Origin of the sequence: Novacetimonas hansenii JCM 7643, from assembly GCF_000964405.1 — a bacterium.
GTDB classification, from domain to species: Bacteria; Pseudomonadota; Alphaproteobacteria; order Acetobacterales; family Acetobacteraceae; genus Novacetimonas; species Novacetimonas hansenii.
Window position 1 is genome coordinate 1 of the sequence record NZ_BANE01000124.1, and the last position, 22,479, is coordinate 22,479.

The following is a 22,479-nucleotide window of genomic DNA, read 5'->3' on the forward strand; positions in this document are numbered from 1 at the left end:
TTCCGCAGGGCCGGTGTCGCCTGATGCACGAAACGCGAGGCCGCGAACTTGCTATGCCGGATCGTGATCTGTTCGAAATTCTCTACGCCCCAGAGCATCCTGTTCTGGCACACTCCGCGCAGGTAGAATGACGCAATGCCGAGACTTTTACTGCCGACTTCCGAATTCCACGCGTAGAAACCCCGGAAATAGAGATCGGGGTCACCATTGGGCAGGCGTCCGGCTTCAATGGGATGCGTGTCGTCGACCAGAAACAGGAACACGTCACGATCCGATGCGTAGAGTGTCGTGGTCTCCTTGGTGATGTCCACATAGGGATTGTGAGTCATGGTCGCCCAGTCGATGACGCCCGGCACCTTCCAGGTGGTATCGCCTGTGCCGTCACCGGCAATCTTCCGTACGGCACCAACCAGTTCATGGTCCCATATGCGGCCATAATCAGGGCCCGTTACGGCCCGCAGTTCAACGCGCCCGTCTTCCGTCTCCAGCGTTTTGACCAGTTCGGCCCGATGCGACAGCAGTCCGTGCTGCAGATTGATCGCCGCAAGTGGCGCTGGAAGATTGCGCAGGTAGGACGACGGTGCCCCGACCAGGCTGCACATCTGGCCGAACGACCAGTGTGTGGGGGCGATAGGCTCATTCTGTCCCGGCACAGTCAGGGTCAGGCGTTCGGCATTGTCGCGGGAAGCTTCGACACGAATGGCGCGGCTTTCGACGGTGCGGGCCGTAGCCCGATCCGCACGCGCCAGCGTGGCGGCATGGAGGTCGGACAGCGACAGGTAGCGCTCGTCATCGGGGCGGGAGAACCACTCCGAAGACACGCGGGCATTGCGCTCCCCACGAGAAGGATCGATCTTAAAGCCGCCGGAAGCAGCGCCACGGGACGCAGGAGGCAGGATGGTGGTCGTAGTCATGGAAAACTCTCCTCTGATACCGGTTATTCGGCACCAGAGGCGAAACCACCCTCTTCCTCCTATGACTACTTCCCGCGCGGGACCCCATCCGACCACGGAGACACCCTGCCCCTCGTTCCGCAACACGGCGAGGCCGCAGCCTCGCCGAAATCACGACGGCAACGGGGGGTAAACTGCCTGTCCGTTTTCTGGCTGACTTACACAGGAAACGGCCGAAACATGGCCCTTATAACGACGCGCCATTATTGAAGTGTGCGTTGAAAAACGGTATGGCGATCACGCGTCGATGCACGTCGCTGACTGAACATTTCATTATGCTGCCTGCCCAATGACGACCCCTCCCAGCGCGCTGATACCGACTACCACCAGGGGTGGCGCCCGCCAGACGGTCAGCAGGACGAAACCGACCAGCACGATCCCGAAATCCGCCGCCGACCTGACCGCGCTCGTCCAGACCGGTGTATAGAGCGCCGCCCCCAGCAGGCCCACGACCGCTGCGTTGACGCCGCGCATCGTCGCCTGAACGGCCCGCTGGCTGCGGAAGGTGTCCCAGAAGGGCAAAGCTCCGATCAGGACCAGGATGCCCGGCAGAAAGATGCCGAAAAGACCGAAAGCGGCACCGGCAACACCGTGGGGAGATTGCCCGACGACCGCGCCGAGATAGGCCGCGAACGTGAAAAGCGGCCCCGGAACCGCCTGTGCCGCGCCATAACCGGCGAGAAAGGTGTCGTCGCTGACCCAGCCCGATGTCACGAAAGCCTCGTGCAGCAAGGGCAGCACGACATGACCGCCACCGAACACGAGCGCGCCTGACCGGTAGAAGGCGTCGAACAGGGAAACGCCCTCTGGTGCGCCATGGCGGGCGAGAACGGGCAGACCGAAGAGCAACGCCAGAAAGAGAGCCAGTGCGACGATCCCTGCACGATGCGATACGGGCACTGTAATATGCTCGCCATCTGACGTCTGCACAGAGCGGCAAAGCCACAAGCCGGCGAGGCCCCCGAGAACGATGGCCGCGATCTGGGCAAGCGGTGAGATGGCGAACAGAACGATGAGCGCGGCCGTGACCGCGATCGAAGCTCGCGTCCGGTCCGGACACAGCGTGCGCGCCATGCCCCATACGGCCTGTGCGACGATGGCGACGGCGACGAGTTTCAGTCCATGCAGAAGGCCTGCACCAGTCGGGCCGGCAAGCGCGTTCGCGCCATAGGCGAAGAGGACCAGTATAAGTGCCGAAGGCAGGGTGAACCCCGCCCACGCCGCAAAACCGCCTGCATAACCGGCCCGCATCAGGCCAATGGAAAATCCCACCTGGCTGCTCGCGGGACCGGGCAGGAACTGACACAGCCCGACGAGATCGGCATAGGCGCGCTCATTGAGCCACCGGCGTCGGACGACGAATTCGTCCCGGAAATACCCGATATGCGCGATCGGCCCGCCGAAGCAGGTGACGCCCAGCCTGAGAAAGATGAGGAGCACCTCAAGAGCCGACCCCGGTCTTTCTGGTCCCACGCCACGCGGCACGATCGTCATTGGGTCGATACTTTCTTATTTTCCCGTTCGACAGGAGACAATTCCCATGAACCGGCATTCATGTGGAGCTGCTGATGACAACAAAAAAATCATCACTTCTGGCTTGTTGGCGACCCAGCATCACGGTGTGCCCAGTCATACAATCAGACAGGATACTGACCGCCTCACTGACGGAGCAAGAAACACTGCGGCAACATGCGCCCGAGAACTTTGTCCTTCAGGACGAACTGATGAAAAAGCGCCGCCGCGCCATGGCCTGTCGCAAGACCCATAATCAACCAGGCGTTCCAGTAATGTAGCGTCTGAAACCACGTCACGGTTTCCGCCGGGAACCGCGCGAACGGGGATGGAATCAGGAGGCCGAAAAAACTCATCGTCTGCCCGGCACCCCATCGCCAGAGATAGCCCAGCAAGATTTCCGCCAGAAGCAGCACATAGAGCGTGTACTCTGCTCCAAGGGCGAATACCCGGTCCACAGGCACGAGAAGGTCCGACAGATGCCGGCCTTTCGTCAGACGCCAGACAATGCGGAACACCATAATTGCGGTCAGCAGGATGCCGGCTGTCAGATGCGCGACCACCATCAGATGATGGACGGGTTTTGTTGGCCAGTTCCAGGTTTCGCCAAGAGCAAACTGAAGCAGCACCAGAAAGGCCGTCATCCAGTGAAGGATGATCGTCGGCCTGTCGTAACGCAGCAGGCTATCTGTGATGTCCGGCGTTGAATAAGGCATATACGTCTCGGCAAAAAAGAACCCTGAATCCACTTCCGTATCATGCTTACCTGACAGGATTCTGAACAGAACAGATTTTCCTAAAACATAAACAATATTGAAAATAACTCGCAATATCAGAATGAAATATCTGTTGTCGCGGCAAATGATGCATCTTAACCTTTATTTGTATTCACCAGAAGCAGCAGGTCATCTTATGTCGCGTCTCCATCCTTTGGCCGAACGTCATGCCGTCGAGAAACTGGGATGGCTGCGTGCGGCTGTTCTCGGCGCCAATGACGGAACGCTGTCGACCGGCAGCCTCATCGTCGGCGTTGCCAGTTCTCATGCGACACGCGGCAGCATTCTCGTCGCGGGACTGTCCGCGCTTGTCGCGGGCGCCCTGTCCATGGCGGCGGGCGAGTATGTCTCGGTCAGTTCCCAGGCCGATTCCGAACACGCCGACATCGCCCGCGAGAAACAGGAACTGGTCACGGACTGGGAGGGCGAAGTCACCGAACTGGCCGGGATTTATCAGAAGAGAGGGCTGGATAAAGACCTCTCGCGCAAGGTCGCCGTTGCCCTCATGAAGCATGATGCGCTCGGTGCCCATGCAAGGGATGAACTGGGTCTGTCCGAAGCCACGGCGGCACGACCCATACAGGCGGCATTCGCCTCAGCAACCGCCTTTTCATCCGGAGCACTACTGCCTGTGCTGGCGGCGGTTCTGACGCCCGTGGCGTGGGTGTCCTGGGGCGTGTCCCTGACGTCCGTCGTGGTTCTCGCTGTTCTGGGGGTCGTTGGCGCGATTGCCGGCGGCGCAGCGCCTCTGCGCCCAGCACTGCGTGTGACGTTCTGGGGTATTGTGGCAATGATCGTCACGGGCGGGATCGGCCGCCTGTTCGGCGTGTGAAGCCGCGTTCCAAGCTCTGAACGAGGCATGTCCTGGGTAGTCTTGACTTCATCCCATATATCTGTGATCGTCGATTTATGGATACAGAATCCGCACTCTCGGCCCTCAACGCGCTGTCCCAGTCCACGCGGCTGGAGATCTTCCGCCTGCTGGTGCGCCACGAACCGGACGGACTACCCGCCGGAGACGTCGCGCGGCATCTCGATGTCCCGCAGAACACGATCTCGGCCCATCTTGCCACCCTGACCCGTGCCGGCCTGCTGACCTCGCAGCGCCACAGCCGGCTGATCGTCTATCGTGCGTGTCTTCCGCGCCTGCGCGACCTGATGCTTTTCCTCGTCAGGGACTGCTGTGCGGGCAGCCCCGAACTCTGCGCGCCCCTGATCGCGAACCTGTCTTCCTGCAGCCCGAGCCCGGCCTCCTGCCCATGACCGTCACCATCTACCACAATCCGGCCTGCGGCACGTCGCGCAACGTGCTGGCACTGATCCGCAATAGCGGCGAGGAGCCCAGGATCATCGAATATCTGAAAACCCCACCGAGCCGCGCGGAACTGTTCGATCTGATCGCCCGTATGGGGGTTCCGGTGCGCGCGGTCCTGCGGGAAAAGGGCACGCCCTTTCACGAGCTCGGCCTCGATAATCCGGCCCTGAGCGATGATACGCTGATCGACGCCATGATCGCACACCCGATCCTGATCAACCGGCCCATCGTCGCAACGCCACTCGGTGTTGCGCTCTGCCGTCCGTCCGAAACGGTGCTGGATATTCTTCCCTCCCCACAGCGCGGCGCATTCGCCAGGGAGGACGGCGAGAAGATCGTGGATGAGGCCGGAAAGCGGATCGTCTGATGCTGGCCCTCGCCATTTTCATTGCAACGCTGGTCTTCGTCATCTGGCAGCCACGGGGTCTCGGCATCGGCTGGAGTGCGATGGCCGGTGCCGCCGTGGCACTGGCGACCGATGTCATCCACTGGCACGATATTCCTGTCGTCTGGCACATCGTCTGGGACGCGACCTTCACCTTTATCGCGCTGATCGTCATCTCGCTGTTGCTGGATGAGGCAGGGTTCTTCCATTGGGCCGCCCTGCACGTCGTACGCTGGGGCAAAGGGCGAGGCCGGACGCTATTCCCGCTGATCGTGGTGCTGGGAGCGGCCATTGCAGCGGTTTTCGCCAATGACGGCGCGGCGCTGCTGCTGACGCCCATTGTCATCGCTATCCTGACGCAACTGCGCCTGAGCCATGGCGCGGCGCTGGCCTTTATTATCGCCACTGGGTTCGTCGCGGATACCACCAGCCTGCCGCTTGTCATTTCCAACCTGGTGAACATCGTCAGCGCCAATTTCTTTGGCATTGCGTTTGATCGCTATGCCGCGATCATGGTCCCTGTCGATCTGGTGGCGCTGGGCGCGACGCTGGCTGTGCTTTGGCTGTGGTACCGGCGGCAGGTGCCTGCGACCTATCCCGTCGCCGAACTGCCAGCACCCGCTGCGGCAATTCGTGACCACCATGTATTTCGGGCGGCATTTCCGCTGCTGGTCCTCGTTCTGGCGGCCTATTTCCTGACAGCGCCGTTTCATATCCCGGTCTGTGTTGTAGCCTGTCTGGCCGCCGGAACCCTGTTGCTCGTCGCCGGATATGGCCGGGTGATCCCTGTTCGCAAGGTGCTGATAGGCGCACCATGGCAGATCGTGATCTTCTCGCTGGGCATGTATCTGGTGGTGTATGGCCTGCGCAATGCCGGGCTGACCGACTACCTTGCGGCCGCACTGGTCTGGCTTGGCCATCAGGGGCCGTTCATCGCCACCATCGGCGCCGGCTTTCTGGCGGCTGTTCTGTCGTCCATCATGAACAATATGCCGAGTGTGCTGGTCGGGGCACTAGCGATCCAGCAGGCTCACGACATCACGCCGCTGACACGCGACCTGATGGTCTATGCCAACATCATCGGCTGCGACCTCGGGCCGAAATTCACGCCGATCGGCAGTCTCGCGACACTGCTCTGGCTGCATGTGCTGGCATCCAAAAATCATCGGGTCACATGGAGGCAGTATATGAAGGTCGGACTGGTGATCACCCCGCCCGTCCTGCTGGCAACACTCGCGGCGCTGGCCCTATGGCTGCCCCGGATCAGTCACCCGTAATACACGACAGGACCGATATATATGACCGAACCTGAGCTGCCAGCCTTGCATCCGGAGTATCTTGAACCGGTCGATCTCGCGCGGCTGGAACCGCAACCGCGTGTGGACCATCCGCCGCGTATCCTTCTGCTCTATGGCTCTTTGCGTCCCCGCTCGTTCAGCCGCCTGCTGGTGCTGGAGGCAGAGCGCATTCTGAAAGTCCTCGGCGCCGAGACACGGGTGTTCGACCCGACCGACCTGCCGGTAGCGGATTCCGTGCCCGCGACCCATCCGAAAGTGCAGGAACTGCGGAAACTCTCGATCTGGTCGGAAGGTCAGGTCTGGTGCAGCCCCGAACGGCACGGCAACATCACTGCCGTGTTCAAGAACCAGATCGACTGGCTGCCGTTGTTCGAAGGCTCGATCCGCCCGACGCAGGGCCGCACGCTGGCCGTCATGCAGGTTTCGGGTGGATCGCAGAGCTTCAATTCCGTCAATGCCCTTCGGGTGCTGGGCCGGTGGATGCGGATGTTCACCATCCCCAACCAGTCCAGTGTGCCGATGGCCTATACCCAGTTCGGTGACGACGACCGGATGAAACCGTCTCCCCTCTATGACCGGATGGTAGATGTCATGGAGGAGCTGATGAAGTTCACATGGCTGCTGCGCGACCGGGCCGACTACCTCGTTGATCGCTACAGCGAACGCAAGGCGGAATTCCGTCTCCCGGAAAGTCTGTGAGCCGGGCAATGGCGGAACAGTTCGATGTTGTGATCGTGGGAGGCGGTCAGGCGGCCCTCGCCGCGTCGTATTTTCTACGACGGACCGGACTGCGTTACGTCATTCTTGATAACGGGACGCAGGCGGGTGGTGCATGGGTGCATGGCTGGGACTCCCTGCATCTGTTTTCACCCGCGTCCTACAGTTCGCTGCTCGGCTGGCCGATGCCAGACACGCCGGATGGCGGCTATCCGACCCGTGACGAGGTGTTGGACTATCTGCACCGCTACGAGGCGCGCTATGCGCCGCCGATCCGCCGTCCTGTAACGGTCGGGCGCGTGGAACGGGCCGGTGGGAAATTCCTGAATATCCGCACAAACGCGGGCGATTTTCTGAGCCGTGCCGTCATCGGTGCGACCGGCACATGGTCGGTCCCGTTCGTTCCTGATGTCGCGGGGCATGAATTCTTTGGCGGGACGCAGATCCATTCCGCGCACTATCAGAGCGCCGCACCTTTTGCCGGTCGGCGCGTGCTCGTGGTCGGTGGCGGCAATTCCGGGGCGCAGATCCTGCCGGAAGTGTCACTGCTCGCGAACGCAACGTGGGTGACGCTGGAGGATCCGGTATTCCTGCCCGACGATGTGGACGGACGGGTTCTGTTCGAACGGGCGACCGCACGTGTTTTGGGCAACGCCGGCGCCATGCCGACAGGAGGCTTTGGCGATATCGTCATGGTGCCACCCGTGCGGGCCGCCAAGGCGCGCGGCGTACTCCACGCGGTACGGCCGTTCGTGCGCATGACGGCAACGGGCGTCGTCTGGCCCGACGGGCGGGAAGAAGCCATTGACGCGATCATCTGGTGTACAGGCTTCCGTCCCGCGCTCTCTGCATTTGCACCACTCGACGTGATCGAGCCGGACGGGCTGATTCACGTGAACGGGCAGCAGGCCATCAGGGAGCCACGCCTGTGGCTGCTGGGGTATGGTTCCTGGTGCGGCCCCGCATCCGCAACCCTCCTGGGGGCGGGCCGTGTCGCGAGATCCATGGTCCGGCAACTGGCGGGCTGGCTTGCGTCGCCGACACAGGATGTCCGCTTACCAAAACCTTGAGCGACTCTCTTTACGACCGACATGTAGGCGACTGCCGCCTGTCTGCTCCTACATCACTGAGCAGACAGGCGGACTAGGGGGGAATGCAGAAGGTCCGGTTTGCATACCTGGCTCATTGGAAGCGGACATTGGCTACTTTTAGCTTGAAACAGAAGTGGCCGAAGGTGTATCTACAATGTAGACACACAAAGGAGAGATCCAATGCATGGGACCGTTCGCAAATGGGGGAACAGCGCTGCCATCCGTCTACCAGCCAATATCCTTGAAGCGGTTCACCTACAGATCAATCAGGCTGTTGATGTCCGGGAAGAAGATGGGCGTATCATCATTCAACCGGTTCACCCTGCTGTCCTTTCGCTGGACACCCTGACTGCCGCCATCACGGATGATAACCGTCACGGTGAAGTGAGTTTTGGGCCTGAAATTGGCGGAGAGATCTGGTAAATGTCAGCATGGGTGCCAGATTGCGGAGACATCGTCTGGCTGGAGTTTGATCCTCAGGCAGGGCGTGAACAATCTGGGCATCGCCCGGCTGTGGTGCTTTCGCCAGTTAGTTACAACAAAAAATCTGGTATGATTGTTTGTTGCCCGACAACGACAAAAATCAAAGGGTATCCCTTTGAAGTGCCTTTGACAGGAGAGCCGACAAGCGTGGTTCTCTCTGATCAGGTTCGCAGTCTTGATTGGCGCGCCAGACGAGCAAAGCATAAAGGTCGGGTCTCCGAAAGAGAACTGGAAGCGGTGCGCGAACGAACAAGACTACTCGTCGGGTGACTGGGGGAAACAGACAGTCGGCTATCGGGATAGAGTTACCGAAAACAGCCTTTCGCAGTGTTCACATTCATGGCAGGGAGTAGAACTATTCAGGTGATTTCGCCTACTTCACGACAAGTATCACGTCGGCGGCTAAATATTTTCTATAGTTCAAATGCAAGTTCCTTCCATTGGAAGGAACTTGCGGGAAAAATAGGGTATCAGCGAGCAAGCGGATAATCCGTATAGCCTTCTGCACCCTGCGAGTACCAGGTGCGGATATCGTCCTTGTTCTGGGGCAGATTGTCTTCCAGACGACGCACGAGGTCCGGATTGGCGAGGAAAGGCCGACCAAACGAAATGGCGTCCGCAACACCGGTAGCGACTGTCTCGATCGCTTCTTCCCGTGTGTAGTCCTGATTCAGAACCAGCGGCTTCCTGAAGACTTCGCGGATCGGACCATGCAGCTTGGGCTGGTCGGTCTTGCCGAACGTGCCGTTCGGTCCGGGCTCGCGCAGTTCAAGGAAAGCGATATCGAGGTCATTCAGCAGCTTTGCGGCCGGCACAAAAACCTGCCCTGGATGACTGTCGATGCAGCCCTGCGTATCGCCATTGGGGGACAGCCTTACTGACGTTTTGTGCGCGCCAATCGTTGCGATCACGCGTTCGGTGACTTCACGCAGGAAGCGGATGCGGTTTTCCGGCGAACCGCCATATTCGTCGGAACGATGATTGGTGCCGTCCCGCAGAAATTCGTCGATCAGATAACCGTTGGCGGCATGAATCTGCACACCGTCAAAGCCTGCCTGAAGGGCATTGCGAGCAGCATTTTCGTAGTCGTTCAGGATGCGGGCAATGTCCTCCTTGGTGAGAGGGCGGGCGACTTCGGGAGCCTGCTTGCCATCGTACGTATGGAGGGCTTCAGGCGCTTTTGTCGCCGAGCAGGACACAGGTTGCTGGCCCGTCACGCTGGAATGAACCATCCGACCCATATGCCAGAGCTGGGCCACAATCTTTCCGCCCTTGGCGTGAACTGCGGCGGTGATGGGCTTCCAGGCTTCCACCTGTTCCTGCGACCACAGGCCCGGCGCATACGGCCAGCCAAGACCTTCGCGGCTGATCCCGGTCGCTTCTGAGATGATCAGACCGGCTCCGGCCCGTTGCGCGTAATATTCGGCCATGATGGGGGTGGGCACATGATCACGGGTGCTCCGACCGCGTGTCAGCGGCGCCATGAGAATTCTGTTTTTGGCGTAAATGCTTCCCAGTTCAATCGGCTCAAACAGGCTGGTCATGACAGATCCTTCTTAAAAGATGCAGTTCCTATGAATTTGGGAAGCCTCACGAGGAATACAACAGAAGGCTTACAACCTCGTCTGACTTGAGGTGAGCACTGCCTGTCTGCTGAATTGGTGAAGCCGACAGGCAGATTTGGGGGGGAAGCTGAATGTCGGCTGTCAGGCATGAAAATCTGACCTGACCGAGAGGCAGATTCGCATCATAAACGCGTTACGTCCTGCGTCTGATCCTGACCTGTCAGACAGGGTGTTCAATTATCGTCCTGCCCGGAACGCTCCGTTTTCCAGATATCCCGGTATAGAAAGACAAGGAAAGGGACGGGCCAGAGGAACGGAAAACTACCGTGCAGGGCCAGCCCCGTAGCGGCGGCCATCACGCCTGCCAGAAAAGCCCCCCACGAAAGTAGCGGCAGAAAAATGCTTCCTGCGATAGGGCGAATGTTCCTGTCCGGCGCAATCCATGACGCCATCCATTCCGCAATTCCCGATGCGGCTTTTAACAGGTTTGTCGTCACGACGATCGTGGGCATGGGCGTGCCGGAGAATTTCGCGATCGTTTCGCCCTGCACGGCCAGAAGTGCCGGAAGCACGAGAAATTCTCCCCAGTAACGCAGGGACGATCCCTGAACCGCCTGCGCCAGAACCATGAAGATCGTCATGACCATGACCCCGCAAGCTGGCGACCATAACAGCCGCATCAGGCTGGCCAGAATAGCGGCAAGAAAAAATACGCCCAGCACACCCATCAGAAGCAGGCCGTGCTGCCAGTTCCCACTGATAAACGAGGCGCCCATATGCGTGGTATTGCCGGTCATCGCGCCGGCAAAGACACCGCTCAGATCGACGAAACTCAGGGCATCCACATAGCCTGCGACAAGCCCGAGAATGAGAACCCGCCGGGCGGAAATCGAGACGGGAAGAAGGGAAGACGGCATTACTGCGGCCGGGAGACGATTGACGGATAGAGCCTGCGGGCGACCCGCTCCATGGTCAGCCCCTGCACGATGATGGTGAACACCACGACACCGTAACAGACAGGCAGCAGCAGATCACGCAGGTCTCCGTGCGGCAGGCCAAGCGCCAGAGAAACCGAGATGCCGCCACGCAGGCCGCCCCATGTCAGGATGCCGAGGACACGGCCCCGCTCCCACTGCCGGAGATGAACCGGCAGGGTGGAGAACAGCACACTCAATGCCCGCACGGCAATGGACAGCGGGATCACGGCAAGCGTCGCCAGAACCGTGAACAGATGCGGCGTGATCTCCAGTATTTCAAAGCCGATGAGCATGAACAGCAGGACGTTCAGCACTTCGTCAATCAGCGTCCATGCAATGTCGAGTTCCTTGCGCGATACTTCATCGAAAATGGAATGGCTGTAGCTGGTTCCGAAGCAGAGACCGGCCACGACGACGGCAATCGCACCGGACATCCCCAACTGATTGGCGATGCTGAAGGTTCCGGTCGCCAGAGCCAGCGAGGTCAGCAGATCAATATGCGGGTCACGCTGTCCCTTGAGCACACGAAGAGCAATCCACCCGGTTATCGCTCCAAGAAGACCACCACCGAGCGCTTCGCGGCAGAAGCTCATGGCAATCTCAGAAGCGCCCACCCCTTGACTGTCTCCAGTCGCCAGCCCGATCGTCACACCGAAAATGACGACGCCCACGCCGTCATTGAACAGGCTCTCGCCCGCAAAGACGGCCTGTAGCGGTCCTGGCAGTCCCAGACGTTTCAGCATTCCCACGACCGAAACCGGGTCTGTCGGAGCGAGGATAGCGCCGAGCACGATGCACCATGTAAAGGGAACGGCATGGCCCAGCAGCGGGAAAACACACCACGCCGCGACCGCCAGAAACGCCACGGCCAGAACGGTTCCCAGAATGGAGAGAGCGGTCACAGACATCAGCTTTGCTCGCAGATGCCCGACATCCACCTGCATGGCTCCCGCAAAAAGCAGCAGCGACAGGGCACCGTTCAGAAGTGCCGCAGGCAGATTGATCGCGCCGAGTACAGACCGTGGGAGAGCCTGAAGGTCATAGGCCGGGATCAGAGGGTTCAGGATCATGACCAGAAGCGAGGTCAGCAATGAGAAGACCAGAACGCCGATCGTGACAGGAACACGCAACGTATGGTGGTTGAGAATGCTGAAGCCTGCCGAGAGCGTCAGGAGTAGAGCAAGAAGGCTGATGGTATCCATGACCTCACCGCTGACTGCTCAGGCTCCTTACGTCAAGAAAAACCGAAAATAGTCCGCTATTCGAGAAGCTTAACCGGGCATTGAATGACAAAAATGAGGCGGGAGCTGACTTTCTACCAAGAAAGTAAATTCACTCTGTTCGCTTCGAAGCCAGTTCATAAATCTCATTATCGGCTCTCCGGCCAACGGCAATTACATAGATGACGATCCGTTCGTCGATGACCTGATAAACAAGGCGGTAACCATCTTTCAGAAGCTTGATCTTATAAAACCCTGATAGGTCGCGATGCAGTTCGTTTCCTGGAGAGTGAGGGTTCCAGATCAGCTTTTCCAGCTTCTTTTCAAATTTCTTACGCACGCTGCCGTCAAGAGCATCCCACTCTCTGAGCGCTCTGTCGTCGAATTCAAGACAATACTCTTTCATTCGCGATGACGGTTCTTAAGCTCTGCAAAAGTCATACGATGCTTTTGGGCAGGGTTTTTTAGGCGTTCGCGCACAATCTCGATAAGCTCCGCATCCTCGTCTGTGACAAGCCTCCGCTTGACGGGAGAGCGACCCGTTTCAGCAATATACGCGAGCGTATCGCGCAGTGCGTCAGAAAGTGAAATGCCTTGAGCCGACAACTTCTTAACTGCGGCTGCCTTCAGCGTTTCATCTACCCGGAATGTAACAGCAGACATACAAAGCCTCCTTGCGTGTATGCACATATGTATCACAGTTGTTGGTACAAATGAAGCGAAAGATGGTCGATGCTGATGTCTGCATTCGAGAAACCTGATCGGTTGCGGAAACGGCAGAAAAGAGGCGTAAGCCGACATTACGACGACGGAGACTGAGCTGAGATGAGCTCCACGTCACAAATCCAGATTGGCAACTCGCACCAGTCTGGTTCATTGTTTACCCGATGCGGCCATTCCATTCACCCAACGACGGCGACCTCCCCCTGTCGCATGCCCTCATACTGAAGGCCGCGCTGCTGACGATCGGCTATATCGAGGAACACGGCCCGATCGGCCTCACGCCCAGCAAGGCGCTGAAACGCTATTTTGTCGCATGAGCCGCCGAGGCATTTGACTGGCCCGGCTATACGGTTGAAGAGCTCTATGCCGTCAATAAAGTCCTCAATGAACATGATTTCCCGCCGCTGGTGATCCTGCATGAGGTTCTGCTCAGTGCGAAGCTCGCAAGGCATTTCAAGGGAACCCTGCGGCTGACCGACCTGGCGAGAAAGCTCAAATCGGAGCCAGCCCGGCTCTGGATGCTGTTGACGACTCATCTTCTCTTTGTCATCGACCACAGTCCATACACCCGAAGCGAAGAGCCACTGCTCGGCAACTGGGACATCTTTCTCAACGTCATTAATATCGAAGCTCAGGTTGCCGTCACCGAAGAGCGGCTGTGTTCGGTTCTCTACGGGGGCGAGGAAGATGATATCCGTCGCCGGGATTTCAAGCTGACCGCCAGTCTTTACGTCCATGTCCTGCGACCGCTGTGCTGGGCAGGACTGCTCAACGAGCACCGAACAGGCTCCGGCTTCAGCAGACCGGATTTCTATACCAAAACGCCTTTATGGCCAGTAGCCCTCAGCCTTGAAACGGACCGTCACCTGCAACCGGTGACCCATCACTAACGACTGCCGGCTTCCACTCCGGCGCGATATCGCTCCAATACAAAAGGCGGCTCCCGGAGACCGGAAGCCGCCCATGATATTCATCGACAGATCTCACTCGGCTGCGACCGCATCATGACTATCGGTCATACGCGCCGCCCCTTCTTCCCTTTCAGTTCGCTCCGGCACGTTCGCCGTCCGCAGAGCCTCGGGCAGCCAGCCGGCGCCCTCAAGCAGCCTTTCGGCCGCCTGCGCCATGTCGTTCTTTTTCAGATGTGCAATACGCTCGGCTGCCTCACTTCCCCGCGCCTCGCGCACGGCTTCGAGAATACGGGCCTTGGTGACGCGGCCCAGATAGTTCTCCACCGTCGGCTGCCAGCCCGCTTCGACCAGATCAAGCGTAAGCGCAGTGGCGAGGCGGTCGGCTCGCGCCAGCCGTTCCCTGACGCTGCGTGCCAGAGACGGGCCATGGGACGATTCATGCAACGCGTTGATCCCGAAAGACAGGCAATGCGCCAGCAGGGCCAGACGGCTGGTGTCATCCAGTCCGTCGATCCAGCGCCACAACGCGTCCTCATCCTCCGGCAGATCGTGCTTCCAACCTTCGTTGCGCTGGCGCAGCGCATGAGCCGGCAGGCTGCCCGGCATGTCGGGGGAATGCACCGGCAGGGAGATTTCCCGAACATAGGCTTCCAGGCAGTCCGCGCCCGAGACCTGCCAGTACAGGTCGCGCATCAGCGTGTGGAGCAGTTCCGTCAGCGCGATATGCGGATTGCCGGCAAACGCATCGCGCAGGGCCAGCGTGCGCCAGGCCGTCAGTTCGGTCAGCAGGCGGTCGGAAAGCGGCTTGAGTCCGTCTTCTTCTTCGGGCTCGGTATCGAAGGTATCTTCCATCCCAATTCCTTCGACATCGTCACCCGTGCCGTGATGAACGACCGTGTCATCATATCCCTCGGACTCATCGTGACCATCCTCGGGCTCCACCGGCATATCCTCGGGCAGAACGAAGCCCCGTTCGACCAGCAACGTGCCGTCGGTATCGAGACTGACAAAGACGCCGGCTCGCTGCATGTCCACCGGATCGAAGGACACAGGGCGTTCTTCCAGCGCCTCAATGGCCTGCTCGATCTCGCCCAGGCGGATATCAACGTCTTCGGGGAATTCATCGGCCTGCGCGTATTCCGCCTCGATCGTTTCCTGCTCGCTGTGCAGCGCGGTCAGGCGGGCGGCTTCTTCTTCCAAGAGCACCACTGGCACACCGTCGATCTCCGCTAAGTGCCGTGTGTGCCCCCAGGGGAAGGATAGCGCCGTCTCGACCCATTTCCAGCCTTCGGCACGGACCTGTTCGGCCGCCTCCTGCAGCTTTTCCATCACCAACTGATCGAGCAGGGTCGGATCCTGCAGCCAGCCGCCGTCGTCTGCCTCGAACAGGTCACGCATGACGGGACCGCCGGCGGCAAGATAGACGTCCAGCCCGACAAAGCGCACCCGGCGATCTGACGCCCGCACGGTTTTCTCCGTCAGCATGCGGCGGATCAGATAGGGTTCGCGATTGTGGCTCTGGGCAATAATCTCCCAGACCTGTTCCTGACGGGTGTGGTCATCGCTGATCGAAAAGGCCATGAGCTGGTCGAGCTTCATGCCATCCTGCTCGTAGATCTCGCGCAGTTTGTCGGACACGGTCATCAGGCGCAGACGCTGTTTGACCACGGTGGGCACGACGAAGAACGCGGCCGCGATTTCTTCCTCGGACATGCCCTTCTCCAGCATGTCACGGAAAGCCCGAAACTGGTCCAGCGGATGCAGGGCCACGCGCTGGACGTTTTCGGCCAGGGAATCATCCTCGGCGAGAATGGCCGATCCTGCCTCACGCACGACACAAGGCACCGGGGCGGTTTTCGCCAGTTTCTTCTGCTTCACCAACAGTTCGAGGGCGCGGAACCGGCGCCCTCCAGCAGGCACCTCGTAGGCACCGGTTTCCGCCCCCTCACCATTCAGGACGGGACGGACGTTCAGGCTCTGCAGCAGGCCGCGGCGTTCGATGTCGCGGGCCAGTTCCTCGATCGACAGACCGGACTTCACACGCCGCACATTGGACTGCGACAGCACCAGCTTGTTGAAAGGAATATCACGGGACGCATTGAGGGCGATTTTCTGGATGGCGCTCGCCATGGCAGGACACTCCGTAACGGACGGGCGGAAGCCTCTCTCCCACCCCTGAATCCGTCACGAAAAACCCCACGTCCCTCTTCCTCTCTCCCGGCCCCACGAGAGGTCAAACCGCATCCACGGAATGGCACGGACACGACTTTACGGAAGCTACATCTGCTCCAGTCGATCTGCGAGTCGACACGCGTCACGATAAAATACGACCATTATAGTCGTTCAATCACTGATTTGTGATAGTGCCGACCATGATAGCCGCGAATGTTCGCGCGTATCCCCAAGCCCTCTCTGCACGGCGCATCTCCCTGTTTCCACGTATTTTTCTGTTCACGCCTATCCCGTCCGACCTCCACAGTGCTGTCAGAACCACTCACAGGTCCATGCAGAAAGGACGGGAAGATGGCACGCCAACGCGATACGATAGCGGGCAAGGTGCGGCTCGTTCTCGACGCCCCGGAGGCCAACGTGACACCATTACGCAATGGAGCCGATCCTCGGCTGGTCAGTCTGGTCCGGCTTCTGGCCCGTCAGGCCGCACGGGATTTCGTCAACGCTGAAGTGGAGGCCGCGAGGCGACGCGATCTCCAGGATTAAGGAGATGGGATTGTGAAAGTCGCGCTCTACGCCCGCTACTCATCCGACAACCAGCGCGATGCGTCGATCGAGGATCAGTTGCGCCTCTGCCGGCTTCATGCGGAGAAACAGGGCTGGACGATCATCGACAGCTACACCGACCGTGCCATCTCCGGTGCTTCCCTGCTCCGCCCAGGTATTCAGGAACTGATCCAGGACGCTACGCGCGGCCGCTTCACGATCATCGTGGCCGAAGCCATGGACCGGCTGTCGCGCGACCAGGAAGATATCGCCGGCCTGTTCAAACGGATGACGTTCGCTGGCGTGCGGATCATCACCCTCTCCGAGGGCGACGTTACCCACCTGCATATCGGCCTCAAGGGCACCATGAATGCCCTGTTCCTCAAGGATCTGGCCGAGAAGGTTCGGCGGGGGCTGCGCGGGCGTATTGAGGACGGCAAGTCCGGCGGCGGCAATTCCTATGGCTATGATGTCGTGCGCCAGTTCGATGCGAAAGGCGAGCGCATCCGGGGCGACCGGACCATCAACGAGGAGGAGGCCCGCACAGTCAGACGGATCTTCACCGATTACACACGGGGAAAGTCGTCCCGCACGATCGCCATGGAATTGAACCGGGACGGCGTTCCGGGTCCGCAGGGACGTGATTGGGGACCGTCCACCATTCACGGCAATCGGGAACGCGGCACCGGTATCCTCAACAACGAGATGTATGTCGGGCGCCTGGTCTGGAACCGGCTGCGTTATCTGAAGGATCCGGATAGCGGCAAGCGCGTCTCACGCCTCAATCCTGAATCCGAATGGGTGATCCAGGAGGTGCCGGAATTACGGATCGTCGAACAGGATCTGTGGGATGCCGTAAAGGCCCGCCAGGCCGAAACGACGTTCAGCCAGCCGGCACGGGGAAACGAGGCCCTCAGCGCGCAACGGCGTCCCCGCCATCTCTTTGCCGGGCTGATCCGCTGCGGCTGGTGTGGTGGTGGTTACAGCATGATCTCAAAAGATCTGCTCGGCTGCTCGACAGCACGCAACAAGGGCACCTGCGACAATCGGCTCAACATCCGTCGCGACGCCCTCGAAGCATCAGTGCTGAGCGGGCTGCGCACGCATCTGATGGAACCGGACCTGTTCAAGGAGTTCTGCAACGAGTTCACCCGCGAGGTGAACCGACTGCGCATGGAACTGGGTGCCGATCTCGCAGCAATGCGGAATGAAATTCCCCGCATCGACAGAGAACTGGATAAGCTTCTGAATCTTATCCTTGCCTCAGATGACATTGAGGCATCCAAGCGGGTCATGAAAAAAATGACGACGCTCGAAGCCCGCAAGGAGGAACTGGAACAGAAAGTCGCCAATACCGAGGAGCCGCCTCCCCTTCTCCATCCGAACATGGCGGAGATCTACCAGCAGCGGATCACGTCTCTTTATGAGAGCCTTCAGGCCGAAGAGACGAAGACCGAGGCTGCCGAGCGCCTGCGCACACTGGTCTCGCAGATCACGCTCCAGCCGACCGACGGCGAACTGACGATCATCCTGCGCGGCGACCTAGCGGCGATCCTGCAGTTCGCGGCGCACAAGAAAAACGCCACGGTCCATCCGGACAGTGGCGTTCTCGATGCGTTCGTATCGCAAGTATCGTTGGTTGCGGGGAACCGCACACTACGATCACGGCGAAATGTGGCGAATGGTCATTCGCAAGCGTCGTTGGTTGCGGGGGCAGGATTTGAACCTGCGGCCTTCAGGTTATGAGTTAGGGATTTAGGCCTACGCCCCTCCCCGCCCCAGTCGACAGAACTACGCCCAACCACGCAGAACCCCTTATTTTCCTTGAAAAAACGTCCCATCAGGCTACGCAATTGTCTTACCGGCTACGCCCGGTTTCGCATTCATCTGTTTCCTATGTGTTTCCTGCGATGGAGGTAAGCATGGCCAAACTCAGCAAAAAAATTGTCACCACTGCCGAACCGGCAGAGAAGGATTATTTCCTCTGGGATGACAGCATTCCGGCCTTCGCAGTCCGGGTGTGGCCGTCCGGCCGAAAGGTGTACGTCATCCATTACCGCTCCGGCGGACGCATGCGCCGCTACACCATCGGGCAACATGGGAGCCCATGGACGGCCGATCTCGCACGTGAAGAAGCCATCAAGGTTCTTGCACGGGTGCATAGCGGTGAGAATCCCGCGGATGCTCGCTTAGAAGACCGCAAAGCGATGACCGTCAGGGAATTCAGCAATCGTTTCCTCGACGAATATGTGGATGTCCACCTCAAACCAACGACCCAAAGCGAGTATAAGAGAGCTGTTGATCTGTTCATCGTTCCGAAATTCGGGACATGGCGGATGGCCGATATATCTCGCGCGGACGTCTCCGGATTCCACGGGGATCTACGACAGATCCCTTATCAGGCCAATCGCACGCTCGGCGTCCTGTCCAAAATGTTCAGCCTGGCAGACCTCTGGGGTATTCGGACTGATGGTCTCAACCCGTGCCGTGGCGTTCAGCGCTATAAGGAAGAGAAGCGCGAGCGTTATCTAACCCAAGAAGAATATGCGCGCCTCGGCGCCACACTCAATGAAGCAGAGGATATGCCAGAGGCCGTCTGGGCGATCCGTCTGCTTATCCTGACAGGTTGCAGACTACGCGAAATCCAGACTCTGCAATGGAGCCACGTTTTCTTCGACCAATCTGAATTGAGGCTGCCTGACAGTAAAACCGGGGCTAAAATCGTCCAGATCGGACAAGCGGCCATCAACGTAATCAAAGCCATCACCCGGTTGGAGGACAACCCCTACGTCATCACCGGGCGGAAAAAAGGTGGCTATTTGACTGACCTGCAAAAGCCTTGGCGCCGCATTCGGAAAGCCGCCGGTCTGGACGACGTCAGGATACACGATCTGCGCCATTCCTTTGCTTCTGACGCGCTGGAAATGGGGGCTGACCTGACGATGATTGGTCACATGCTTGGACACAGCGATATCAAGACGACAGCTCGTTACGCTCACCTGAAGCGGGAGAACGTGAGGCTCTCAACCAACCTTGTGTCCGAGAAAATCTCGGCAGCGCTTTTGGGACGTTGAAAATGACAGATATCGGCTCAGTGCAGCTTAGGCGTAATGAATGGTTTGTTGCAGAATTTATAAAGGAAATAAACACTCTGCTCCTTCGCGGCCGAGGTCAACTTACGCCTACATCTCGGACATGGAAGCCCAGTCAGGCTATCTCTGATAGCGGACCCCTGAATTGCCGGTTTTTCTTGACGTGGAGGACAGGAGCGGCCAGCGGTGAAGGTATGGATACCATCAGCCTCATCGCTCTGCTTCTGACCCTCTCGGCAGGGTTCAGCATTCTCAATCACCACATATTTCGCCTTCCTGTGACGATTGGCGTGCTGGTCATCTCATTGCTGGCTTCCCTGCTGGTCATGATCCTGAATCCGTTGATACCGGCCTATGACCTTCAGGCTCTCCCACGGTCTGTGCTCGGAGCGATCAATCTCCCCACGGCCCTTCTGAATGGCGCGTTGTCCCTGCTTCTGTTTGCCGGGGCCACGCAGGTAAACGTCGAACATCTACGCGCAAAGCTTGCCTCTGTGGCTGCTCTCTCTGTTCTGGGAACCGTTCTAGCCGTTGCCTTTCTGGCGATCGCGGCATGGTACGTCTTCCCTCTGTTGGGTCATACCATTCCTTTTACGTGGTGCATCGTCCTTGGCGCCATCCTCGCGCCGACTGACCCCGTTTCGGTTGTCGGCATGCTGAAGCGTCTCGGATTGCCAGGACCGATTCAGGCCGTTTTTGCAGGGGAGAGCCTGTTTAATGACGGCGTGGGCGTGGTGATTTTCGGCGTCACGATCGGACTGGCAACCGGGGACAGTCTGGGGGTGACCGCCTCCGAGATTGCTCTGAGCTTTTGCCGCGAGGCGATTGGTGGCGGTCTGCTGGGCGCACTGACTGGATGGATCGCGCTCCGTGTGCTTAAGGGTCAACGGGATCCGCATATCGATCTGCTGACATCGCTGGCTCTGGCGACCGGAACCTTCAGCATCGCCAACCAGTTTGGCATGTCGGGTGCGATTGCCGTCGTCGTGGCGGGACTGTGCTTTGGAACAAGCTATAGCCATTCCGTTTTCGATGAGGCATCCCGGAAGGAACTCGACATCGCATGGACACTTATTGACGAGGTGCTGAATGTCCTGCTGTTCATGCTGATCGGATTTGAAATTCTGGAGATCACGCCGCATCTGTTTACGGTGCTGGCGACCCTTGCCGTGATCCCGCTGTCCGTTGCCGTGCGGGCATTGAGCGTGCTGTTTTCAACACTTCCAGTTCATTTCAGGCAATGGGAGCGGGGCCGTGTTCTTGGGATCCTGACCTGGGGCGGTCTACGTGGCGGCATCTCGGTTTCGCTGGCGCTTGGATTGCCACCCGGAGACTTGCGCGACCTGCTGCTGCCTGTCTGTTACGGCGTCGTGGTCTTTACGATCATTGTGCAGGGGCTAACCATGGAGCGGGTTGCCCGCAGACTTTATCCGTCCTCTACGCTTGGATCTCAATAATACGGCTCTGATTATTTGAAGGGCAGCTCCGTAAGGAGGAAAGTAATGGTAGCTTTGTCATGTTTTTCAACAAATATCTGACCTTCCGCTCCCCCTCACCCAGCAAAAAACCGACGCCCTGTGCAATTCGAAATTACGGAAACAAGTGTACGAACGTGGCTGGGACATCGCCGTGGTGGCCTGAATGAGTATGTTTTTCCCAGCTGCTTAAGTGCCAAAGCTCACCTGAGTACAAGGCAATACGCCCGGCTTCCGGATCAATGGGTTCAGGCGGTGGGACTGATCCCGGGGGAATATGGAACTCATTCGCTCCGCCGGACTAAGGTTGCCATGATATACAAACGAACCGGTAATATCCGGGCCATGCAGATTCTGCTGGGTCATTCAAAACTGGATAGTACGGTTAGATACCTTGGAGTGGACGTCGAAGACGCTGTGGCCCTGTCGGAAGCCACGGATCTCTGAAATCGAATAGGTATCAGGAATTCTCTACCTCCTCCTTCTGTGTACATGATATGATGACACACAAGGAGGAGATCATGAGCGAGCATCTCTCAGATAATGCACCAACCCCACAAAAAATTGGGGTTCGAGAGTTCCGGGGAAACCTGACAGCGTATCTGCGTCAGGTCAGACAGGGCCGTACGATCCTCGTGACGTCTCACGATCAGGTCGTTGCTGAACTGCGTCCGCCAGCGCCTTCCTATCGCCCCCGTCGTCAACCCGGCGCATTACGAGGGCGGATCAGAATGAGCGAAGATTTTGATCTGACAGCGTCGGACATTCTTGAAAGCATGGATCGCGACCTGTGAAGGTTCTGCTCGATACGCATGCGCTGCTCTGGTGGCTTTCGGACTCCGACCGGCTGGGAGAGACTGCACGGGAAATCATTGCAGATCCGGTCCGCGATATTCTGGTGAGTATCGTATCACTGTGGGAGATTGCGATCAAAATCCGTATCGGAAAACTGGATGCGGATATGAACGACATTCTGGCAGCCATTCCTGAGGAAGGTTTCTCTCTGCTACCAATACAGCCTGAACACCTGCAGTTCCTGATGTCTTTGCCTCTGCATCATCGTGATCCGTTTGACCATCTCCTGATAGCGCAGGCGCAAGCTGAGCACGCCACATTCCTTTCGGAAGACGGGCAAATTGATCATTATCCGATAAAACGAATAGGTTGTTCCTGAGATTGTGAAGATAATGGCTGCTATCTATCCCGATTTCCATTTGCCAGAGGGGATAATTGCTGCACGATAAGAACAGTGTTTACTATTTGAAAGA

At 58.7% G+C, this 22,479-nt stretch carries 24 protein-coding genes and 1 pseudogene; 16 read left to right on the plus strand and 9 right to left on the minus strand.

What is annotated here, in order from left to right:
- The 3 genes from B7G66_RS09440 to B7G66_RS09450 all read right to left on the minus strand — a co-directional run.
- A partial coding sequence (locus tag B7G66_RS09440; protein ID WP_048859139.1) for a hypothetical protein occupies positions 1–914 on the minus strand: 914 nt, incomplete at its 3' end.
- A 312-nt stretch (positions 915–1,226) separates the two neighbouring features.
- Positions 1,227–2,447, minus strand: coding sequence for a chromate efflux transporter (chrA, locus tag B7G66_RS09445; protein WP_003618732.1), 1,221 nt, complete (start codon positions 2,445–2,447; stop codon positions 1,227–1,229).
- A 164-nt stretch (positions 2,448–2,611) separates the two neighbouring features.
- Complete coding sequence (locus B7G66_RS09450) at positions 2,612–3,181, minus strand: cytochrome b (RefSeq protein ID WP_040511740.1); 570 nt, start codon at positions 3,179–3,181, stop codon at positions 2,612–2,614.
- Between the two features lie 196 nt (positions 3,182–3,377).
- Between B7G66_RS09450 and B7G66_RS09455 the strand changes: the two genes are divergently transcribed.
- From B7G66_RS09455 to mazF, 8 genes are all read left to right on the plus strand, one after another.
- On the plus strand, positions 3,378–4,073 hold the full coding sequence (locus B7G66_RS09455; RefSeq protein WP_035379753.1) for a VIT1/CCC1 transporter family protein: 696 nt from the start codon (positions 3,378–3,380) through the stop codon (positions 4,071–4,073).
- Positions 4,074–4,150: 77 nt separating this feature from the next.
- Positions 4,151–4,504, plus strand: coding sequence for an ArsR/SmtB family transcription factor (locus B7G66_RS09460; RefSeq protein ID WP_003618728.1), 354 nt, complete (start codon positions 4,151–4,153; stop codon positions 4,502–4,504).
- Positions 4,501–4,923 (plus strand): arsenate reductase (glutaredoxin), encoded by a 423-nt coding sequence (gene arsC / locus B7G66_RS09465; RefSeq protein ID WP_048859140.1) that lies wholly within the window; start codon positions 4,501–4,503, stop codon positions 4,921–4,923. The genes B7G66_RS09460 and arsC overlap by 4 nt, the downstream gene beginning before the upstream one ends.
- Entirely contained in the window at positions 4,923–6,218 is a 1,296-nt protein-coding gene (locus B7G66_RS09470; RefSeq protein WP_048859141.1) for an arsenic transporter, read from the plus strand. Before arsC ends, B7G66_RS09470 begins: the two co-directional genes overlap by 1 nt.
- Positions 6,219–6,239: 21 nt before the next feature.
- On the plus strand, positions 6,240–6,938 hold the full coding sequence (arsH, locus tag B7G66_RS09475) for an arsenical resistance protein ArsH (protein ID WP_003618725.1): 699 nt from the start codon (positions 6,240–6,242) through the stop codon (positions 6,936–6,938).
- An 8-nt stretch (positions 6,939–6,946) separates the two neighbouring features.
- Entirely contained in the window at positions 6,947–8,026 is a 1,080-nt protein-coding gene (locus tag B7G66_RS09480) for an ArsO family NAD(P)H-dependent flavin-containing monooxygenase (protein ID WP_003618723.1), read from the plus strand.
- 201 nt (positions 8,027–8,227) lie between these two features.
- Complete coding sequence (locus B7G66_RS09485; RefSeq protein WP_003618721.1) at positions 8,228–8,470, plus strand: AbrB/MazE/SpoVT family DNA-binding domain-containing protein; 243 nt, start codon at positions 8,228–8,230, stop codon at positions 8,468–8,470.
- A complete protein-coding gene (mazF, locus tag B7G66_RS09490; protein WP_003618720.1) occupies positions 8,471–8,800 on the plus strand; it encodes an endoribonuclease MazF in 330 nt (109 codons plus the stop codon).
- Positions 8,801–9,000: 200 nt separating this feature from the next.
- On the opposite strand, the gene B7G66_RS09495 is transcribed toward mazF, so the two are convergent.
- From B7G66_RS09495 to B7G66_RS09515, 5 genes are all read right to left on the minus strand, one after another.
- On the minus strand, positions 9,001–10,074 hold the full coding sequence (locus tag B7G66_RS09495; RefSeq protein ID WP_003618718.1) for an alkene reductase: 1,074 nt from the start codon (positions 10,072–10,074) through the stop codon (positions 9,001–9,003).
- 254 nt (positions 10,075–10,328) lie between these two features.
- Positions 10,329–11,012, minus strand: a complete 684-nt coding sequence (locus tag B7G66_RS09500; RefSeq protein WP_003618716.1) for a YoaK family protein — start codon at positions 11,010–11,012, stop codon at positions 10,329–10,331.
- Positions 11,012–12,274, minus strand: a complete 1,263-nt coding sequence (locus B7G66_RS09505) for a cation:proton antiporter (protein WP_003618713.1) — start codon at positions 12,272–12,274, stop codon at positions 11,012–11,014. The genes B7G66_RS09500 and B7G66_RS09505 overlap by 1 nt, the downstream gene beginning before the upstream one ends.
- A 130-nt stretch (positions 12,275–12,404) precedes the next feature.
- A complete protein-coding gene (locus B7G66_RS09510; RefSeq protein WP_003618711.1) occupies positions 12,405–12,698 on the minus strand; it encodes a type II toxin-antitoxin system RelE family toxin in 294 nt (97 codons plus the stop codon).
- Positions 12,695–12,955 carry a type II toxin-antitoxin system RelB/DinJ family antitoxin gene (locus B7G66_RS09515; RefSeq protein ID WP_003618686.1) on the minus strand — a complete coding sequence of 87 codons (261 nt, stop codon included), beginning with the start codon at positions 12,953–12,955 and terminating at the stop codon, positions 12,695–12,697. The genes B7G66_RS09510 and B7G66_RS09515 overlap by 4 nt, the downstream gene beginning before the upstream one ends.
- Before the next feature lie 224 nt (positions 12,956–13,179).
- Here B7G66_RS09515 and B7G66_RS09520 point away from each other — a divergent pair.
- Positions 13,180–13,905: pseudogene (locus tag B7G66_RS09520) on the plus strand (hypothetical protein).
- A gap of 93 nt (positions 13,906–13,998) precedes the next feature.
- Here the strand turns inward: B7G66_RS09520 and B7G66_RS09525 are convergent.
- The gene (locus B7G66_RS09525; RefSeq protein WP_048846583.1) at positions 13,999–16,056 is read right to left on the minus strand and encodes a ParB/RepB/Spo0J family partition protein; all 2,058 of its coding nucleotides are present in this window, start codon (positions 16,054–16,056) and stop codon (positions 13,999–14,001) included.
- Positions 16,057–16,449: 393 nt separating this feature from the next.
- Between B7G66_RS09525 and B7G66_RS09530 the strand changes: the two genes are divergently transcribed.
- The 7 genes from B7G66_RS09530 (at position 16,450) to B7G66_RS09560 (ending at position 22,385) form a co-directional block, all read left to right on the plus strand.
- Positions 16,450–16,644 (plus strand): hypothetical protein, encoded by a 195-nt coding sequence (locus tag B7G66_RS09530; protein WP_048846582.1) that lies wholly within the window; start codon positions 16,450–16,452, stop codon positions 16,642–16,644.
- A 12-nt stretch (positions 16,645–16,656) separates the two neighbouring features.
- The gene (locus B7G66_RS09535) at positions 16,657–18,390 is read left to right on the plus strand and encodes a recombinase family protein (protein WP_048859142.1); all 1,734 of its coding nucleotides are present in this window, start codon (positions 16,657–16,659) and stop codon (positions 18,388–18,390) included.
- Between the two features lie 176 nt (positions 18,391–18,566).
- Entirely contained in the window at positions 18,567–19,718 is a 1,152-nt protein-coding gene (locus B7G66_RS09540; protein WP_003618671.1) for a site-specific integrase, read from the plus strand.
- Positions 19,719–19,930: 212 nt separating this feature from the next.
- Entirely contained in the window at positions 19,931–21,193 is a 1,263-nt protein-coding gene (locus B7G66_RS09545; protein WP_003618670.1) for a cation:proton antiporter, read from the plus strand.
- Positions 21,194–21,313: 120 nt separating this feature from the next.
- Positions 21,314–21,658, plus strand: coding sequence for a tyrosine-type recombinase/integrase (locus tag B7G66_RS09550; RefSeq protein WP_080545411.1), 345 nt, complete (start codon positions 21,314–21,316; stop codon positions 21,656–21,658).
- A 50-nt stretch (positions 21,659–21,708) separates the two neighbouring features.
- A complete protein-coding gene (locus B7G66_RS09555; RefSeq protein WP_040510561.1) occupies positions 21,709–22,005 on the plus strand; it encodes a type II toxin-antitoxin system Phd/YefM family antitoxin in 297 nt (98 codons plus the stop codon).
- Positions 22,002–22,385: a type II toxin-antitoxin system VapC family toxin gene (locus B7G66_RS09560; RefSeq protein WP_003618666.1), complete on the plus strand. Its 384-nt coding sequence runs from the start codon at positions 22,002–22,004 to the stop codon at positions 22,383–22,385. Before B7G66_RS09555 ends, B7G66_RS09560 begins: the two co-directional genes overlap by 4 nt.
- The last annotated feature ends 94 nt before the right edge of the window (positions 22,386–22,479 follow it).

What these genes read in the sequence shown, in the direction of transcription:
- chrA (WP_003618732.1), bottom strand. Translation starts at nt 2,447, where the DNA reads ATGACGATCGTGCCGCGTGGCGTGGGACCAGAAAGACCGGGGTCGGCT.
- B7G66_RS09450 (WP_040511740.1), bottom strand. Translation starts at nt 3,181, where the DNA reads ATGCCTTATTCAACGCCGGACATCACAGATAGCCTGCTGCGTTACGAC.
- B7G66_RS09455 (WP_035379753.1), top strand. Translation starts at nt 3,378, where the DNA reads ATGTCGCGTCTCCATCCTTTGGCCGAACGTCATGCCGTCGAGAAACTG.
- B7G66_RS09460 (WP_003618728.1), top strand. Translation starts at nt 4,151, where the DNA reads ATGGATACAGAATCCGCACTCTCGGCCCTCAACGCGCTGTCCCAGTCC.
- arsC (WP_048859140.1), top strand. Translation starts at nt 4,501, where the DNA reads ATGACCGTCACCATCTACCACAATCCGGCCTGCGGCACGTCGCGCAAC.
- B7G66_RS09470 (WP_048859141.1), top strand. Translation starts at nt 4,923, where the DNA reads ATGCTGGCCCTCGCCATTTTCATTGCAACGCTGGTCTTCGTCATCTGG.
- arsH (WP_003618725.1), top strand. Translation starts at nt 6,240, where the DNA reads ATGACCGAACCTGAGCTGCCAGCCTTGCATCCGGAGTATCTTGAACCG.
- B7G66_RS09480 (WP_003618723.1), top strand. Translation starts at nt 6,947, where the DNA reads ATGGCGGAACAGTTCGATGTTGTGATCGTGGGAGGCGGTCAGGCGGCC.
- B7G66_RS09485 (WP_003618721.1), top strand. Translation starts at nt 8,228, where the DNA reads ATGCATGGGACCGTTCGCAAATGGGGGAACAGCGCTGCCATCCGTCTA.
- mazF (WP_003618720.1), top strand. Translation starts at nt 8,471, where the DNA reads ATGTCAGCATGGGTGCCAGATTGCGGAGACATCGTCTGGCTGGAGTTT.
- B7G66_RS09495 (WP_003618718.1), bottom strand. Translation starts at nt 10,074, where the DNA reads ATGACCAGCCTGTTTGAGCCGATTGAACTGGGAAGCATTTACGCCAAA.
- B7G66_RS09500 (WP_003618716.1), bottom strand. Translation starts at nt 11,012, where the DNA reads ATGCCGTCTTCCCTTCTTCCCGTCTCGATTTCCGCCCGGCGGGTTCTC.
- B7G66_RS09505 (WP_003618713.1), bottom strand. Translation starts at nt 12,274, where the DNA reads ATGGATACCATCAGCCTTCTTGCTCTACTCCTGACGCTCTCGGCAGGC.
- B7G66_RS09510 (WP_003618711.1), bottom strand. Translation starts at nt 12,698, where the DNA reads ATGAAAGAGTATTGTCTTGAATTCGACGACAGAGCGCTCAGAGAGTGG.
- B7G66_RS09515 (WP_003618686.1), bottom strand. Translation starts at nt 12,955, where the DNA reads ATGTCTGCTGTTACATTCCGGGTAGATGAAACGCTGAAGGCAGCCGCA.
- B7G66_RS09525 (WP_048846583.1), bottom strand. Translation starts at nt 16,056, where the DNA reads ATGGCGAGCGCCATCCAGAAAATCGCCCTCAATGCGTCCCGTGATATT.
- B7G66_RS09530 (WP_048846582.1), top strand. Translation starts at nt 16,450, where the DNA reads ATGGCACGCCAACGCGATACGATAGCGGGCAAGGTGCGGCTCGTTCTC.
- B7G66_RS09540 (WP_003618671.1), top strand. Translation starts at nt 18,567, where the DNA reads ATGGCCAAACTCAGCAAAAAAATTGTCACCACTGCCGAACCGGCAGAG.
- B7G66_RS09545 (WP_003618670.1), top strand. Translation starts at nt 19,931, where the DNA reads ATGGATACCATCAGCCTCATCGCTCTGCTTCTGACCCTCTCGGCAGGG.
- B7G66_RS09555 (WP_040510561.1), top strand. Translation starts at nt 21,709, where the DNA reads ATGATGACACACAAGGAGGAGATCATGAGCGAGCATCTCTCAGATAAT.